General features: G+C 61.7%; 14 protein-coding genes. 6 read left to right on the top strand and 8 right to left on the bottom strand.

Annotation, left to right across the window (positions count from 1 at the left end):
- Positions 1-133: 133 nt before the first annotated feature.
- Positions 134-838 (top strand): response regulator transcription factor, encoded by a 705-nt coding sequence (locus ACKAMS_RS20645; protein WP_003943475.1) that lies wholly within the window; start codon positions 134-136, stop codon positions 836-838.
- On the top strand, positions 835-2,214 hold the full coding sequence (locus tag ACKAMS_RS20650; protein WP_408989451.1) for a sensor histidine kinase: 1,380 nt from the start codon (positions 835-837) through the stop codon (positions 2,212-2,214). Before ACKAMS_RS20645 ends, ACKAMS_RS20650 begins: the two co-directional genes overlap by 4 nt.
- Here the strand turns inward: ACKAMS_RS20650 and ACKAMS_RS20655 are convergent.
- The 8 genes from ACKAMS_RS20655 to ACKAMS_RS20690 all read right to left on the bottom strand — a co-directional run bounded on the left by ACKAMS_RS20655 (position 2,111) and on the right by ACKAMS_RS20690 (position 10,737).
- Positions 2,111-3,100 (bottom strand): LLM class F420-dependent oxidoreductase, encoded by a 990-nt coding sequence (locus ACKAMS_RS20655; RefSeq protein WP_020723628.1) that lies wholly within the window; start codon positions 3,098-3,100, stop codon positions 2,111-2,113. The two genes, ACKAMS_RS20650 and ACKAMS_RS20655, sit on opposite strands and share 104 nt — an antisense overlap.
- A 6-nt stretch (positions 3,101-3,106) precedes the next feature.
- A complete protein-coding gene (locus tag ACKAMS_RS20660) occupies positions 3,107-3,793 on the bottom strand; it encodes an HAD family hydrolase (RefSeq protein ID WP_408989452.1) in 687 nt (228 codons plus the stop codon).
- A 269-nt stretch (positions 3,794-4,062) separates the two neighbouring features.
- Positions 4,063-5,514 (bottom strand): catalase, encoded by a 1,452-nt coding sequence (locus ACKAMS_RS20665; RefSeq protein ID WP_019746589.1) that lies wholly within the window; start codon positions 5,512-5,514, stop codon positions 4,063-4,065.
- Positions 5,515-5,545: 31 nt separating this feature from the next.
- Positions 5,546-6,100 (bottom strand): Fur family transcriptional regulator, encoded by a 555-nt coding sequence (locus ACKAMS_RS20670; RefSeq protein ID WP_019746588.1) that lies wholly within the window; start codon positions 6,098-6,100, stop codon positions 5,546-5,548.
- 288 nt (positions 6,101-6,388) lie between these two features.
- Positions 6,389-7,036 carry a hypothetical protein gene (locus ACKAMS_RS20675; RefSeq protein WP_408989453.1) on the bottom strand — a complete coding sequence of 216 codons (648 nt, stop codon included), beginning with the start codon at positions 7,034-7,036 and terminating at the stop codon, positions 6,389-6,391.
- Positions 7,020-8,735, bottom strand: coding sequence for a GMC oxidoreductase (locus ACKAMS_RS20680; RefSeq protein ID WP_408989454.1), 1,716 nt, complete (start codon positions 8,733-8,735; stop codon positions 7,020-7,022). Before ACKAMS_RS20680 ends, ACKAMS_RS20675 begins: the two co-directional genes overlap by 17 nt.
- The gene (locus ACKAMS_RS20685) at positions 8,732-10,216 is read right to left on the bottom strand and encodes a flavin-containing monooxygenase (RefSeq protein ID WP_408989455.1); all 1,485 of its coding nucleotides are present in this window, start codon (positions 10,214-10,216) and stop codon (positions 8,732-8,734) included. The genes ACKAMS_RS20680 and ACKAMS_RS20685 overlap by 4 nt, the downstream gene beginning before the upstream one ends.
- Entirely contained in the window at positions 10,213-10,737 is a 525-nt protein-coding gene (locus tag ACKAMS_RS20690) for a TetR/AcrR family transcriptional regulator (RefSeq protein ID WP_020968240.1), read from the bottom strand. The genes ACKAMS_RS20685 and ACKAMS_RS20690 overlap by 4 nt, the downstream gene beginning before the upstream one ends.
- 183 nt (positions 10,738-10,920) lie before the next feature.
- Between ACKAMS_RS20690 and ACKAMS_RS20695 the strand changes: the two genes are divergently transcribed.
- The 4 genes from ACKAMS_RS20695 to ACKAMS_RS20710 all read left to right on the top strand — a co-directional run bounded on the left by ACKAMS_RS20695 (position 10,921) and on the right by ACKAMS_RS20710 (position 14,351).
- Positions 10,921-11,625 carry a LuxR C-terminal-related transcriptional regulator gene (locus ACKAMS_RS20695; protein WP_019746583.1) on the top strand — a complete coding sequence of 235 codons (705 nt, stop codon included), beginning with the start codon at positions 10,921-10,923 and terminating at the stop codon, positions 11,623-11,625.
- Positions 11,626-11,815: 190 nt separating this feature from the next.
- Positions 11,816-12,058: a LuxR C-terminal-related transcriptional regulator gene (locus tag ACKAMS_RS20700; protein ID WP_042950493.1), complete on the top strand. Its 243-nt coding sequence runs from the start codon at positions 11,816-11,818 to the stop codon at positions 12,056-12,058.
- Complete coding sequence (locus tag ACKAMS_RS20705) at positions 12,001-13,257, top strand: sensor histidine kinase (RefSeq protein WP_223257798.1); 1,257 nt, start codon at positions 12,001-12,003, stop codon at positions 13,255-13,257. The genes ACKAMS_RS20700 and ACKAMS_RS20705 overlap by 58 nt, the downstream gene beginning before the upstream one ends.
- Entirely contained in the window at positions 13,254-14,351 is a 1,098-nt protein-coding gene (locus tag ACKAMS_RS20710; RefSeq protein ID WP_133728594.1) for a hypothetical protein, read from the top strand. Before ACKAMS_RS20705 ends, ACKAMS_RS20710 begins: the two co-directional genes overlap by 4 nt.
- Positions 14,352-14,364: the final 13 nt, after the last annotated feature.

Below are 14,364 nucleotides of genomic sequence, written 5' to 3' on the forward strand. Positions count from 1 at the left end.
CGGCGCGGTCGCATCCGAGAAACCCGAGGTTATGAAGCCAACACTGCAGATCTGTTGTCGGTTTCTTAGGAGTTGATGAGAATGCGGCGGCCCTCGCTCCGAGCGAGGCCCCAGGTCGCAATCCGATGGCACCATGGCTGGAGTGAGTACACGCGAGCGCATCCTGATCGTTGACGACGACGCGAAGGTTCTGAATTCGCTCGAACGTGGACTCCGATTGTCGGGCTTCGACACGGCAACTGCCGTCGACGGACGATCGGCCTTGTCATCGGTGAACAAGCAATGCCCGGCCGCACTCGTTCTCGACGTCAACATGCCCGGCCTCGACGGCGTCGGAGTGGTAACCGCCCTGCGCGCGATCGGCAACGAGGTTCCGATCTGCGTACTCAGCGCCCGAAGTTCCGTGGGTGACCGCATCGCGGGGCTGGAGGCGGGCGCCGACGACTACCTCACCAAGCCCTTCGAATTGGCCGAGCTCGTCGCCAGACTGCGCGCATTGCTACGACGCACGACGCGAGCCACTCCGTCGGTCGACCATCCGATCACGGTGGGACCGCTGACGGTCGATCTCCGTGGCCATCGAGCACACATCGACGGTAGGCGAATCGAGCTCACCAAAAGAGAATTCGACCTGTTGTCGGTACTCGCCGAGCATGCCGGTGTCGTACTCAGTCGCGCACAACTCCTGCGACTCGTCTGGGGTTACGACTTCGCGGCCGACACCAATGTCGTCGACGTCTTCGTCACCTACCTACGCAAGAAACTCGAAGTCGACGGGGCGCCCCGCGTGATCCACACAGTGCGCGGAGTGGGCTTCGTCCTGAGGGCCGAACGATGAAGCGGCCGCTGTCACTTCAGACCCGGGTAGCCATCGCGTCGGGCCTGGCCGCCGGAATCGTGATTGCCGCGATCGGAATTGCGTTCGCGGTCTTCTTGCGCGTCAACGGATCCGAACAACTCGAACGCACTCTCGATTCCGTCACCCTGGGCGTCGCAGCGAGTGCGCCGAGCCCCCTGTTCATCGAAACACCAACTGCAACCACAGAACCATTCGTGGTCAGCCCTGGATTCAACGCCACGACCGTCAGCGCCTTGGCTACCACCGATGTTCGCAGTCGGGATGTTCTCGTGCCCGGCGACAGCGGCGCCGCACTGGCCGTCAGCATCCCCGAAGACCCACTGACCCAGGCAATCCGTGAACAGCAGTTCCAGGTGGCCGCTGCGGCAGTGGTCGCCATCCTTGCCGCGGCCGGGCTCGGCTGGTTCCTCACAGGCCGAGCCGTCCGGCCTCTACAGCAATTGACCGAGACCACCAGTTCGATCGGCAACAACCTCGACGTCGAAGGACTCTCGCGCCGGGCACCGTCGGTTCGTGGAACGCGCGAAGCCGAAGAACTGTCGGAGGCAATCCACAGCATGCTCAGTCGCATCGAAACCGATAGAAGCCGCACCGAAGAGGCGTTGGCGTCGGCACGCGATTTCGCTCGCGTCTCCGCCCACGAACTACGCACACCTCTCACGTCGATGCGTACCGATCTCGAAGTTCTCGCAACACTGGATCTCACGGAAAGCCAACGCCGCGAACTCTCCAGCGAGTTGTTGGAGGCGCAGCGCCAGATCGAGCGCACCCTGACCGATCTCGAGACGCTCGCCCTGGGTGAAGTGGCCGATCCGGAGGATTGTGCCGACGTCGATCTCGTGGAGGTTGCCGATCGTGCCGTCGCTGACGCCGGCCGTCTGCACCCTCAGGTCGACGTTCGTTTGAAAGCACCGGAAGAACTTTCGGTTCAGGCCTTTCCCGCGGGCATCCGTCTGGTGTTGACCAACGCCGTCACCAACTCCGTTCGGCACGGCAATGCCGACGAAGTCGAGATCACCGTCCGATCAGGGGCTGCCACCGGTTCGGCGACGGTATACGTCGACGACAACGGCACCGTGATCGCGCCGTCGGAACGCGAAGCGATGTTCGAACGATTTGTTCGTGGTACCGGCGCCGGCGACGCCGGAAGCGGTTTGGGGTTGGCCCTCGTCGCACAGCAGGCGCGACTGCACGGCGGTAGCGCGCGACTCGACGCGAGCCCCCTCGGCGGAACTCGATTGATTTTCTCGATCAACCCAATTCGACGTGCAGAGCCTCGAGCAGTGGCTTGGCTGCCTCGTCGAAGAATCGGTCTTGGGTATCTCCACCGATCTGTACCAGCGCTACATCGGTGAACCCGGCATCCGTGTACGCCTTGACTGCCTCCACGATGACATCGAGATCAGGACCACACGGAATACTTTCCGCCACATCCTCTTTGCGCACGAACTGAGTCGCACCTGCGAAACTCGCCGGTGTGGGTAGTTCGGAGTTCACAGACCACCCTCCACCGAACCACCGGAACTGCTGATGAGCGCGAGCGATGGCCGTGTCGCGATCAGGATCCCACGAGATCGGAATCTGACCGATGGTCCGGCCTGCTGGCGCCAACCCGTACGCCCGTCCGTGAACATGCTTCCACTGGTGCACCAGATCCGAATCCGGTTGCACGGCAATCAGGTCATCGGCCATCGGACCGAACCGCTCGACGGACTTGTCGCCGGACATGGCCAGCGCCAGGGGAACCGGGTTCTCCGGGAGATCCCAGATCCGCGCGGACTGAACGTCGAAGTACTCCCCCTTCCAGCTCACCAGATCTCCGGCAAGCAGTGCGCGAATGATGCTCACTGCCTCCTGCAGCATGTCGTGCCGGGTGTCGACGGACGGCCACCCCTCGCCGACCACATGCTCGTTCAGGCTCTCGCCACTTCCCAATCCCAGTGTGAAGCGCCCGTCCGCGAGGATCTGGATCGTCGCGGCTTTCTGCGCGACCACGGCAGGGTGGTACCTGACGGTCGGACAAGTCACATACGTCATCAACCCGACTCGCTCGGTGGCATGGGCAACTGCTCCCAGCACCGACCAGGCGTAAGGCGCATGCCCCTGCTCGGTCAGCCATGGCGAGTAATGATCACTCATCACTTCGAAGTCGAAGCCGACTTCTTCGGCCCGAACTGCATGGCGGACCAGTTCTTTCGGGCCGGCCTGTTCGGTCATCAAGGTATAGCCGAATCGTGCCATCACTGATCAACTCCCGGTATCTTGGCCTGAAACGAGTTCGGAAATCACACTGCCGTCGAGGTGGTCGAGAAGGTCGCGGGCGTCGTCGTACACCGTCGCCGCACCCGCGCCGTCGAGTTCGTCGGTCGACATGCCGCCGCTGCGCACTCCCACAGCCACAACGCCCGCCGATGTCGCAGCCTTCATGTCCCAGACGGCGTCTCCGACCATGACCGCATCGCCAGCGTCGACACCTGCCTTCGCGAGCGCGATCTCGATCAGGTCCGGATCAGGCTTGGCCTCGTCGACGGATTCCGAAGAGGTGGCGGCGTAGATCATTTCGTCGATGTCGAGCGTCTGGCGCAACAACTCCAGTTCGTCGTCGGGCGCCGAGGTAGCGAGCACGACGTGCAGTCCGAGCGAGTGAACTCGGCGGATCAACTCTCGCGCTCCCGGCAGTACTCGGAGACGGTCAGCCGACTGCCGGTAGTACTTGGTGTGAAGTTCCTTGGCCCGAGGCCCGCACCCGTCGATGTCTTCGCCGAGCAACGTCTCCAGTAGTTGGTCTCCGTCCCTGCCGATGCAGCGGTGCACCCGCCACGCGTCAACCGGGCGACCCACCTCGAAGAAGGCTCGCGACCACGCTTCTACATGCAGATAGTTGGAATCGACGAGCGTTCCGTCGATGTCGAAGAGAACTGCACCTGTTGCCATGGGAATTGACTGCCCAACACCTCGGTTCGCGAAACTTGTGCCCCGAGCATTCTCCGCTCGAGAAGCGGATCATGGAGAGTGCGGACAGCAGAAGTGCACGTCGAACAGGGGTGTCGTCATGGAGTCAGTGGTTGTGTTCCTTCTGGCATGCTTCGTCTACTGGTTCGCACTGCTGTAGTTGGGCAGACAAAAACGGACCGCTGCCGGGAAGTGATTTCCCTTGCAGCGGTCCGCATTCGGTAAACCTAGGCGATGCTCATGTCAGCGGGTCACTGACCTGCGCGTACACCTTCTTCGACGCGCTTACCCAAATCTGCGTCGACGTTCTTCCAGTACTCGAAGACACGCAGTAGAACTTCTTCGCTGACGCCGGCAAGGGCGTGGCCGACGATGTTGCTCACCAGGCGCTCACGAGCTGCGTCGTCGAGAACTTCACGGACCAGCGTTCCGGCCTGCGTGAAGTCGCCGTCCTCGGCGTGCTCGATGTATCCGGCGCGCACTGCCTTGCCGTCGAACGACCACAGGCCTTCGTCACCGGCAACAGACGGATCGGCGTGAGGTCCGCCGTACGAGTTGGGTGCGTACACCGGCGTCGACGGGGAATTGAAGCTGTAACGCATGGCGCCCTCCTTGGAGTAGGAGTTCACCTCGTTCTTCGGGGCGTTGACCGGCAGGTCGGCGTAGTTGGTGCCGATGCGGTAACGATGTGCGTCGGCGTAGGAGAAGACGCGGCCCAGAAGCATCTTGTCCGGGCTGAATCCGATGCCGGGCACCACGTTCGACGGCTCGAAGGATGCCTGCTCGATCTGCGCGAAGAAGTTCTCCGGGTTACGGTTCAGCGTCCACTTGCCGACCTCGATCAGCGGGTAGTCCTTCTGGGACCAGACCTTGGTGAGGTCGAACGGGTTGAAGCGGTAGCCTTCGGCCTCGTCGACCGGCATGATCTGAACCTTGAGGGTCCAGCTCGGGAAATTACCGGCCTCGATGGCGTTGTACAGATCCGCGCGGTGGTAGTCGGGATCGCTACCGGCGAGGCTGTCTGCTTCTGCCTGTGTCAGGAACTCGATGCCCTGATCGGTCTTGAAGTGGTACTTCACCCAGAAGCGTTCACCCGCAGCGTTGACCCACTGGTAGGTGTGCGATCCGAAGCCGTCCATGTTGCGCCAGGTCTTCGGGATACCGCGGTCACCCATCAACCAGGTCACCTGGTGAGCCGTTTCGGGACGCAGAGTCCAGAAGTCCCACTGCATGTCGTGGTCACGAAGACCGGAGCCTGGCAGTCGCTTCTGCGAACGGATGAAGTCGGGGAACTTGATGGCGTCCTTGATGAAGAACACCGGGGTGTTGTTGCCGACGAGGTCGTAGTTTCCCTCTTCGGTGTAGAACTTCATCGCGAAACCGCGCGGATCGCGCCAGGTGTCCGGGCTGCCCTGCTCACCGGCGACGGTGGAGAAGCGGACGAGCGACTCGGTCTTCTTACCCGGCTGCAGGAACGCGGCCTTCGTGTACTTGCTGACGTCGTGTGTGATGACGAGTTCACCGAAAGCGCCGCCGCCCTTGGCGTGGACGATGCGCTCCGGGACACGCTCGCGGTTGAACTGCGCGAGCTTCTCGATCAGGTAGTGGTCGTGAAGGAGCACCGGCCCCTGAATACCCGCGGTCAGCGATTCGTCATCACTTGCGACCGCGATACCGAAATTGTTGGTGGTGGGCTTGGTCATGGCGAAGCCTCCTAGCGTTGTGGGCTGGGCGTCAGAGGAGCGGGGCTGCATCCGAGCCGAACGCATGGGCTGCATGCGAAGGGGCTGGCTCGGAGGTTCTGGACGCATCAATTCGATTCTGCGAGACCGTGTCCGACGCGGTGTCGGATTCGGCAGAATTCTTCAGGCAATCTTCGCAACGGCCCCAGAACACGACCTCGGCTTCGTCGATTTCGAAGCCGTGATTATCGGAAGGTTCGAGGCAGGGAGCTTGGCCGACAACACAATCGACGTCGACGACCTTGCCGCAGCCGCGACAGACGAGGTGATGGTGGTTGTCACCAGTTCTCGTCTCGAACCGTGCGGGTGAACCCGCCGGCTCGATGCGTCGCAGCAATCCTGCGTTCACGCATGCCTTGAGCACGTCGTAAACGGCCTGTGTGGATACCGATCCGAGCTGCTGCCGCACGAGTGCTGCAACAGAATCGGCGTCTGAATGCGGTTGGGCTGTAACCGCATCCAGCACGGCGAGGCGCGGAGCAGTGATCCTCAACCCGACGGCGCGAAGTTGCGCTCGGGGGTCGAAGTCATGCTCTCCGTCTCGCATGTTTCCCAGTATGCCGCTTTTCTGGAATTAGTCAAGAAAAGGATTGCCTAAGTTGAATCGAGACCGGCGTCACATACCCGGGACGGGAACAAATGCGGGGAGACCACCGTTGAACACCCTGTCGGCGTCCGAACAAGCCCCGGGCCCCACCCCTTTTGTCGCTGCGAGCGACCACCCGCCGAGAGGCGCCTGTGGGACGTCGACACCTAACTTTTTACACAACACGAGCAAGGCCGCCCAATCACCGACTGGGCGGCCTTGCTCGTTCCTTCGCAGGTCAACCCCCCGCTATCGGTGCTTGGCTGCTCCCGTAGTCATTTTTCCGCCCAGAATCACGGCGCCGTGATGAGTGCCCGATGCCAACCAGTTCGGCAGTGTCGGCCCCTCTGCCTCGACGCTCACGCGCGCATATCGGAACGACCCCGTCAGCCTGGCCGACGCGATCGCCAGACCTCCACCGGATTCCGGCTGCGCAAATCCCAACGCCCCGGCAATCGGCAGACGCGGCCCCAGCATCCGCGTGTCCGAACGCACCCGCCATCCGTCGCCGGTTGCAGTGAATTTTTGCTGCACATCTCCGTCGAACTCGGCCAGGACCTTGGGTAGTTGCCAGTGGACTCGCCCGCCGTGCACCGACGGTTCCGAATCCACCGCGATGAAAGGGACCGCCATCCGCGGCATAGGCCCGATCCGTTTCCCTGGCACATGCAAGACCGGACTGGCGAGGATCTCGCGATACGGGCCGACCGGCGAATCGAGGTAGTCCACCATCATGGCCACCGTCACCGGAATCGTTCGACCGTCTGGCCCGAGTTCCCGCGCCGCCGGCGTACTGCGGTGCCACCACAGTGTTGCGCGAACGGAAGCAGGCCACGGCGGCGGATCGCTCACCGGCCAGTCGACGCGGTCACTTGTCGATTCAGGCACGCTCCACATCGGACACCTTCTCAGCTCGAACGGTCAGGGGAAGCCGCAAAGCACCTGGTGCATGCGTCGGCACCACCGGGTTGGACGGCAACGTCGGATCGATACGTACGTATGGTTCGCCGGTCTTCGGGCGGGCGTCTGCGGCACCTTTGTTCGGCCACATCGCGCACGCTCGTTCCGCCTGCGCAGTGATGGTCAGGGAAGGATTCACGCCGAGATTCGCGCTCACCACCGAACCGTCCATGACGTGCAGGCCGGCATGTCCGTAAGCACGGAGATACGGATCCACGACGCCACTCGCCGCGCTGTCACCGATTGCGCAGCCACCCAGAAAGTGCGCCGTCATCGGGATATTCACGATCTCGGCGATGGAACCGCCCGGGTCGCCGTCGATCTTCTCGGCGACCTTGCGAATAGCTGTATGGCCCTGCGGAATCCACTGGGGAGGCGGATCACCCGGTCCCGGCCTACTGGTGAGGGAACGCCCGAATCGTTTGGTGTTCTTGGAAAGCTCGAGGGAGTTGTCGTCGGTCTGCATCACCAGCGCGATGACGGTTCGCTCGGACCAGTTCCGTACCGACAAGGACCGGAAGAAGGCACCTGGGTGCCGTGCCGCGACCGCCAGAGTCTTCAGCACCCGGGGAGTTCGCCCACCGCCGTCACTCAGGACGGTCTGCAGAAGTCCTATTGCATTGCTGCCCTTGCCGTATCGCACCGGTTCGATGTGCGTGTGATCATCCGGGTGAAAGGATGATGTGATCGCTACGCCCTGCGTGAAGTTCCGTCGACGCGACTTCGACGTTGCGGCCAGTACGGCTTCGGAATTGGTACGTACAACGGTGCCCAGAGTGTCCGACAGGTCAGACAGGGCACCGGATTCCTTCATACCGAGCAGCAGTCTCGCCGTTCCGTACATTCCGGCGGCTACCACCACCTGATCGGCGGTGAACCGAACTTCTCGCCGGCGGACGCCGTCCGTTCGCCTCGCGAGCAGGTGATAACCACCGCTTGCGCTCGGCCGAAGTTCGGTGACGGTCGTGAGCGGATGAACCCTGGCGCCCGCTTGCTCGGCGAGATGGAGGTAGTTCTTGACCAGCGTGTTCTTCGCCCCGACTCGGCACCCGGTCATGCATCCCCCGCATTCGGTGCAACCGGTGCGTTCGGGCCCTTTTCCGCCGAAGAACGGGTCCGGCACGGAAACTCCTGCCTCCCCGAAGAAAACACCGACGGGGGTGGACGTGAAGGTCTCCCCCACGCCCATCTCTTCGGCTACGTCTTTCATCACCGCATCGGCCGGAGTGAAGGACGGATTGGTGCGAACACCCAACATCCGTTTGGCCTGGTCGTAGTACGGCGCCAGTTCGTCGTGCCAGTCCGTGATGTGCGCCCACTGATGGTCTTCGAAGAACCGCTTGGGTGGCTGATACAACGTGTTGGCGTAGTTCAACGATCCGCCTCCGACGCCGGCTCCCGCCATCACGAGTACGTCCGGAAGAAGGTGGATACGCTGAACCCCATAACATCCGATCCACGGCGCCCACAGGTACTTTCGCATCCGCCAACTGGTTTGGGGCAACTCGTCGTCGGCAAACCGTCGACCGGCTTCGAGCACCCCGACACGGTAGCCCTTCTCCGTCAGGCGAAGAGCGGCGACACTGCCACCGAATCCCGATCCGATTACCACCACGTCGTAGTGCGTCGTGGTCATGCCTGGACGCTTTCGATCTTGCGAGCGGAGTAGTTCTCACGATCGAAATGCTCCAGCAGCGAACGGAATTTGAATGTGAACGTCGGCCACTGCACCGAGTTGCGCCCCTCCGGATCGATGTACCAACTCGAGCATCCGCCCTTGTTCCACACCGTGTGCTGCAACTCGTGCTGAATTCCCTTGTTGTAGTGCACCTGTACCGACTCGTTGACATCAAGAGCGTCCAGTCGCTCACGTTTCATGGTGTTCAACGCGTCGTTGACGTACTCGGCCTGGGACTCGAGCATGTACACGATCGAACTGTGTCCGAGGTTGGTGTTCGGACCGTACATGAGGAACAGATTCGGGAACCCGCTGACCGCAGTGCCCTTGTAGGCATTGGGGCTACCGTTCCAATGCGCGGCCAGCGTTTCGCCACGTTTTCCGGTGATCAGATGCGCCACAGGCGGTTCCGTCGGCGTGAACCCCGTGGCGAAGATGATGGTGTCGACCTTGTGCTCGACTCCGTGCCCGTCGACCACCCCGCCCTCGGTGACCGAGACGAGCCCGCTGTCGACCAGGCTCACGTCCGCGCGGTCGAGGGTGCGCAACCAGTCGTTGGACAGAAGCATGCGCTTGCAACCGATCGTGAAATCGGGAGTCAGTTTCCGGCGCAACTCCGGATCTTTCACCTGTCTGCGCAGATGGAGGCGCGCGGCCGCCTCGAAGGCCGGCAGGACCCACGTCGCATGTGACATCGCGGCACCGAGCAACTCGCGAAAACCGTAAACCGCTCCGCGAACAACTTTCTGCGTAGCGGGAATCCGCGAATAGACGGCCTTCTGCGCCGCAGGCAGGGTGCGATCCATTCGCGGAATCACCCAGGCCGGAGTTCTCTGGAACACGGTGACATGGGCAGCAGGGTCGGCAATTTCGGGAACGAACTGGACTGCCGACGCTCCCGTTCCGATCACTGCTACGCGCTCACCACGCAGGTCGTGTTCGTGGTTCCACGTCGCCGAATGGAAAGTGGTACCGGAGAACTGGTCGAGACCGGGAAAGTTGGGAATCTTTGGAGTCGACAACGCCCCGGTCGCAGCGACCAGCGTCTTGGCCGTCAATGCCCCTCGGGATGTCCGAACACGCCACAGCGCCGCATCCTCGTCCCACACAGCAGCTTCGAGTTCGCAGTTCAGGACTACGCGATCCACGATGCCGGTGTCTGCCGCCACCTTCTTCAGATAGTCGTAGATCTCGGGCTGACGAGCGAAGGTATGACTCCAATCGGCGCTCGGCGCAAAAGAATACGAGTACAGCGCCGTCGGCACGTCACAGGCGCACCCTGGGTAGGTGTTGTCGCGCCAAGTGCCGCCGATGTCAGCTCCGCGCTCGATCAACACGACGTCCGCCGCGCGATTGTCGCGAAGCATTCTGGCTGCCAAGCCCATACCGGCGAATCCGGCACCGACGATCAGCGTTTCGACATGTTCGGGAAGCTTCACTTCTTCTCCACTCGGGATTGCCAGGCCGGCAACAGTCGCGCTCTGAGCGCGTCGTCGGCTTCGGGTGTACGGAAAAGGGCTGAGACTGCAAGACCGCGGACGAGTTCGATAGTGAGTTCGACCGACTCGGAATCGAATCGATCGCCGAACAACTCGGCGCTACCGAACTCGAGTGCCTCACTGACCTTGCGTTCGAGGGGCACCGTCGCCGCATGCAGAACAGGATCGGTTCGCGCCGCGACCCACAATTCGAGCGCAGCGTAGAACAGCGGCCCGGAGAACGCGTCCGCCAGGACCTCGAGACCTCGGCCGCGATCCACTTCAGCGGTGAGGATTTCTTCCAGTCGCTTGTCGACCAGATACTCGACGGCGGCAACGACCAGCGATTCCTTGGTCGGAAAATGATGCAGTTGCGTACCTCGCGAGACGCCTGCGCGACGGGCGATCTCCTGGGTGCTGGTCCGGGCGTAGCCCAGTTCGACAAGCGATTCGACGGCGGCGTCGAGCAGGCGCCCACGCATCGCGGCAGTTCGTTCGGCCTGCGTACGGCTTACTTTCGCATCGGAAGTGGTCTCGGTCACAAGACAACTGTAGAGCCGAAACGTAAAACAGTCCAGGCTGACTTCAAATCTTGATACGTAACATACCGATCAGTCAGCTCTGCCTGATAACGTCCTCGCATCGAGCGGAGGGAAACAATCGCTATGCCAGAGCAAACTGCATTTCCACACCGCCGTGTCGGACTGGTGGAAGACCACGAGTCGGTGGCTATCGGCTTGTCCGTGATGCTGAAGGACGAGCCGGATATCGAGTTGGTGTGCATCGCGACCACTGTGTCCGAGATGCTCGCTCAGAACGTCAGCTTGGATCTGGCAATTCTCGACCTCCGACTGGCCGACGGTTCATCGCCCAAGAGCAACGTCGAGGAACTGCGGGCCGCGGGGCTCGAGACATTGATCTTCACCGGGGCGGAAAACCCGTTCCTCGTTCGCTCGGCTGCCCGTGCCGGTGTGCTGGGCGTCGTGCGCAAGTCCGAACCGACTGCCGTCGTGATTGATGCAATACGCGCCGCCGCGTCGGGAAGGCAGGTGGTGACGACAGAGTGGGCTGCCGCAATCGACGGGGATCCAGGTCTCGACGAGGTGGGTCTGAGCCCTCGACAACTCGAGGTCCTCGAACTTTACGCATCCGGAGAGAAGGCAGATCGCGTTGCGCGACTCACCGGTTTGGCGCCGCAGACGGTCAACGATTACCTCCAACGCATCAGGCAGAAATATGCGGCTGCCGGACGGCCGGCCCCCACAAAGACAGATCTGTACAAACGCGCGGTCGAGGACGGGGTGTTACCGATTCCGGAACGCAGGAATCTCGGTAGAAATCTGACCTTGACTAACAATGACCTTCAGTAATGAAAAAGTTCGGTAACGATTGATTTCGCTGAGGCTGCCCCTGGAAATATGGGCAGAGGAATTGATGTCTGGGAAAAATGGCCAACTTCGACTTACATTCACCTGGTAAGAAGACGGCGCTGTCGGGGAGTCTGTCATTCCGCTAGACGAAAGAAAGACGAAACTCATGACCGTCACTGTGGAAAACTGCATGACACAAGACCCTGTCGGACCGCACCTTTCGGAGCGCGAAGTCGAGGTTCTCAGGGAATGGCTACTGAGTGATTCGAAATCACGCGTCGCTCAAAACCTCTACATAAGCGTGGGAACGGTGGGAACCCACCTGTCCCGGATTCGCGAGAAGTATGCCGACGTTGGAAGGAACGCACCGACGAAATGCGAACTACTCGTGCGAGCGATACAAGATCAGATAGTGACGATCGACGAACTCTGATCGACAAAGTTGCTTTCGACAAAACAGCCACTGCTTCGGACGAAATTCTCAGGCTCTTCGGCCGTTTCATCGGCGCAGGCTATGTCTGTTATCTGATATTGCTCGCCCCTGCCATTGCCGAAGCCACTGCGATGTCCGCGTCTTGGTGGACCCCGCTGGCAGTGGTCGCAACTTTCGGTAGTGGACTGGTATTGGGAGCATCGACGTTTCACGCAGACACCCGGTGGGTGAAACGAGCCGCGAGTGCAAATGCGCTCCTCTACGTCGTGGTCATCCTCCTGTGGTGGCCGGCCTGGAATGGTGAGCACGTCACGGATTTCACCTTGTGGATTTCCAATTTCCCCGGCGTCGCCAGCCTTGCGGCAGCTGCGGCTTGGCGACCGGCCGCTGCCGTCGTGCACCTTTTCGTGGCGGCAACACTCGCACAGTTGACCAATCACATAATCCGGACGAGTCCCACGACGCACCTGCTTGTTCCCGACCTCGCCTTCGCCTGGACATTTTGCGCGGTATTCGTCGCAGCGGCCGTCATGGCCTTGCGCACCGGTCGCGTGCTGGATGCAACTATCGCCACCACTCATGCCGCTGCGGCAGGCGCCGCAGCGGCCGAGGCCAAGTCCGTCGAACGCGAGAGATTCGACGCACTCATCCACGACACCGTGATGTCCACCCTGCTCGCTGCTTCGAGAAACGATGCCGATCCCTCGGTCATCGCTCAGGCACGAAGGACTGTCGAGAGGCTTGACGAACTCCGCTCCGGAACCGATCACGAGACGAGTTTCGACTTCGACGGAATTCTCGCTCAGTTGCGTTCAGCCGCTTCGGAAGTCGACGAAAACATCACGTTCGAGACCGCCCTCTCAGTCGGGTCCGATCCGAGCGGATACGCGCCCGACTCGATTCGTGCGATGGCCGGTGCGATGGCCGAGGCGCTGCGCAACAGCGTCAAGCACGCCGGAAGCAGTGCACGGCGTTCGGTCACGGTCACGGCAACCACCACCCACCTCGAAGTAGTCGTCGCGGACGACGGCGTCGGCTTCGATCCGAGCTCCGTCGAGACGCATCGCCTCGGAATCACTGTCAGCATCCGCGGCAGAATGCGCCAACTCGACGGCGGATCGGCAACCATTCGATCGTCACCCGGCCGCGGCACTTCGGTGACTCTGACCCTGAGCTTGCCCGCAGCGGTGATGACATGACCAGACCGGACGGACGAGATGTCCGCGATCTCCTCGGTATGCACAGCCGTGCTGCTCGATTCATGGCTGCATGCTTCGCGCTCACCTGCGTGATCTCGGTCGCGTACACCTCCTCCGACGTCCGCGCAGTCTGGCCGATGGTCTTGGCAATTATCGTGTGCTCAACTGCGGCCTTTACACTCGTTCTGAGCCGAGGCGACCCGATGCCGCTGGGGCAGAGCGTTCTGGTGTCTCTGACTGGCGCCGTCACGAGTGGCCTTGTGTTGTCAGTGGTTCCAGTGCCCGTCAACGACATGACTCAATTGTGGATGTTCGGGATGTCTACGGCCGTTTTCACCTTCATGTGCGTTCGTGGGCGTACAGCACTCGCGTGGCTCGGGCTTGGGCTCATGGTGTTGGTGACCGCCATCTGGTCCTCCACTACCGGCCAGGGGGCCATGTACGGAGTGTCGTTGACGGTCATCAACGCGGGCCCTGTTCTGATGTCGACCTTCTTCGCGTACACCATCCGTCCTCAAGCCAGGGTTATCTACGAACTTCGGGAGCAGTCCACCCAACGAATTGCCTCCGCATCCGCTAGCGCTGCGATTCTCGAGGAACGCGACGCGCAACTCGACAGGCTCGATCTACTTGCGCGCCCACTCCTCGAACGGGTCGCTTCCGGGATTCCGCTGACAACCGCCGAGCGGCAAGAATGCGAACTCCTCGAGGCGCAACTCCGAGATTCGCTGAGGGCGCCTGGCTTACAACAGACAGATGTCATCGATGCTGTGCATGCCACTCGAAACCGCGGCGTCGAGGTAGTCCTGCTCGACGACCACGGAATGGATGGCGCTGACCCCGCCGTGCGCGACCGAATCCACGCGAGCATCGTCCGGGAACTCACCGCGATCACGCGAGGCAAAGTGACCATTCGGATCCTTCCACCTCGGCGCACCGCTATGGCCACGATGCTGGTCGACACTGAAGACGTTCGACGAATCGAGTTCGATCACAACGGAATGCAGCTGTTACGGCAGGGAGATCAGGGGGAACTCGGCGCCTCGTCCATGTCCGTCGATCCGACTACAGACAGCGCCGTCTATCCCGAATAGCTTTCGAGGAGAG

Source organism: Rhodococcus sp. 5A-K4, from assembly GCF_046097995.1.
GTDB lineage: Bacteria > Actinomycetota > Actinomycetes > Mycobacteriales > Mycobacteriaceae > Rhodococcus_F > Rhodococcus_F erythropolis.

Bases quoted from the DNA above. Each gene is read 5' to 3' on its own strand.
- ACKAMS_RS20665 (WP_019746589.1), bottom strand. From the start codon at position 5,514: ATGACCAAGCCCACCACCAACAATTTCGGTATCGCGGTCGCAAGTGAT.
- ACKAMS_RS20710 (WP_133728594.1), top strand. From the start codon at position 13,254: ATGACCAGACCGGACGGACGAGATGTCCGCGATCTCCTCGGTATGCAC.
- ACKAMS_RS20670 (WP_019746588.1), bottom strand. From the start codon at position 6,100: ATGCGAGACGGAGAGCATGACTTCGACCCCCGAGCGCAACTTCGCGCC.
- ACKAMS_RS20680 (WP_408989454.1), bottom strand. From the start codon at position 8,735: ATGACCACGACGCACTACGACGTGGTGGTAATCGGATCGGGATTCGGT.
- ACKAMS_RS20655 (WP_020723628.1), bottom strand. From the start codon at position 3,100: ATGGCACGATTCGGCTATACCTTGATGACCGAACAGGCCGGCCCGAAA.
- ACKAMS_RS20645 (WP_003943475.1), top strand. From the start codon at position 134: ATGGCTGGAGTGAGTACACGCGAGCGCATCCTGATCGTTGACGACGAC.
- ACKAMS_RS20690 (WP_020968240.1), bottom strand. From the start codon at position 10,737: ATGCGTGGGCGCCTGCTCGACGCCGCCGTCGAATCGCTTGTCGAACTG.
- ACKAMS_RS20660 (WP_408989452.1), bottom strand. From the start codon at position 3,793: ATGGCAACAGGTGCAGTTCTCTTCGACATCGACGGAACGCTCGTCGAT.
- ACKAMS_RS20695 (WP_019746583.1), top strand. From the start codon at position 10,921: ATGCCAGAGCAAACTGCATTTCCACACCGCCGTGTCGGACTGGTGGAA.
- ACKAMS_RS20705 (WP_223257798.1), top strand. From the start codon at position 12,001: ATGCGAACTACTCGTGCGAGCGATACAAGATCAGATAGTGACGATCGA.
- ACKAMS_RS20675 (WP_408989453.1), bottom strand. From the start codon at position 7,036: ATGTGGAGCGTGCCTGAATCGACAAGTGACCGCGTCGACTGGCCGGTG.
- ACKAMS_RS20700 (WP_042950493.1), top strand. From the start codon at position 11,816: ATGACACAAGACCCTGTCGGACCGCACCTTTCGGAGCGCGAAGTCGAG.
- ACKAMS_RS20650 (WP_408989451.1), top strand. From the start codon at position 835: ATGAAGCGGCCGCTGTCACTTCAGACCCGGGTAGCCATCGCGTCGGGC.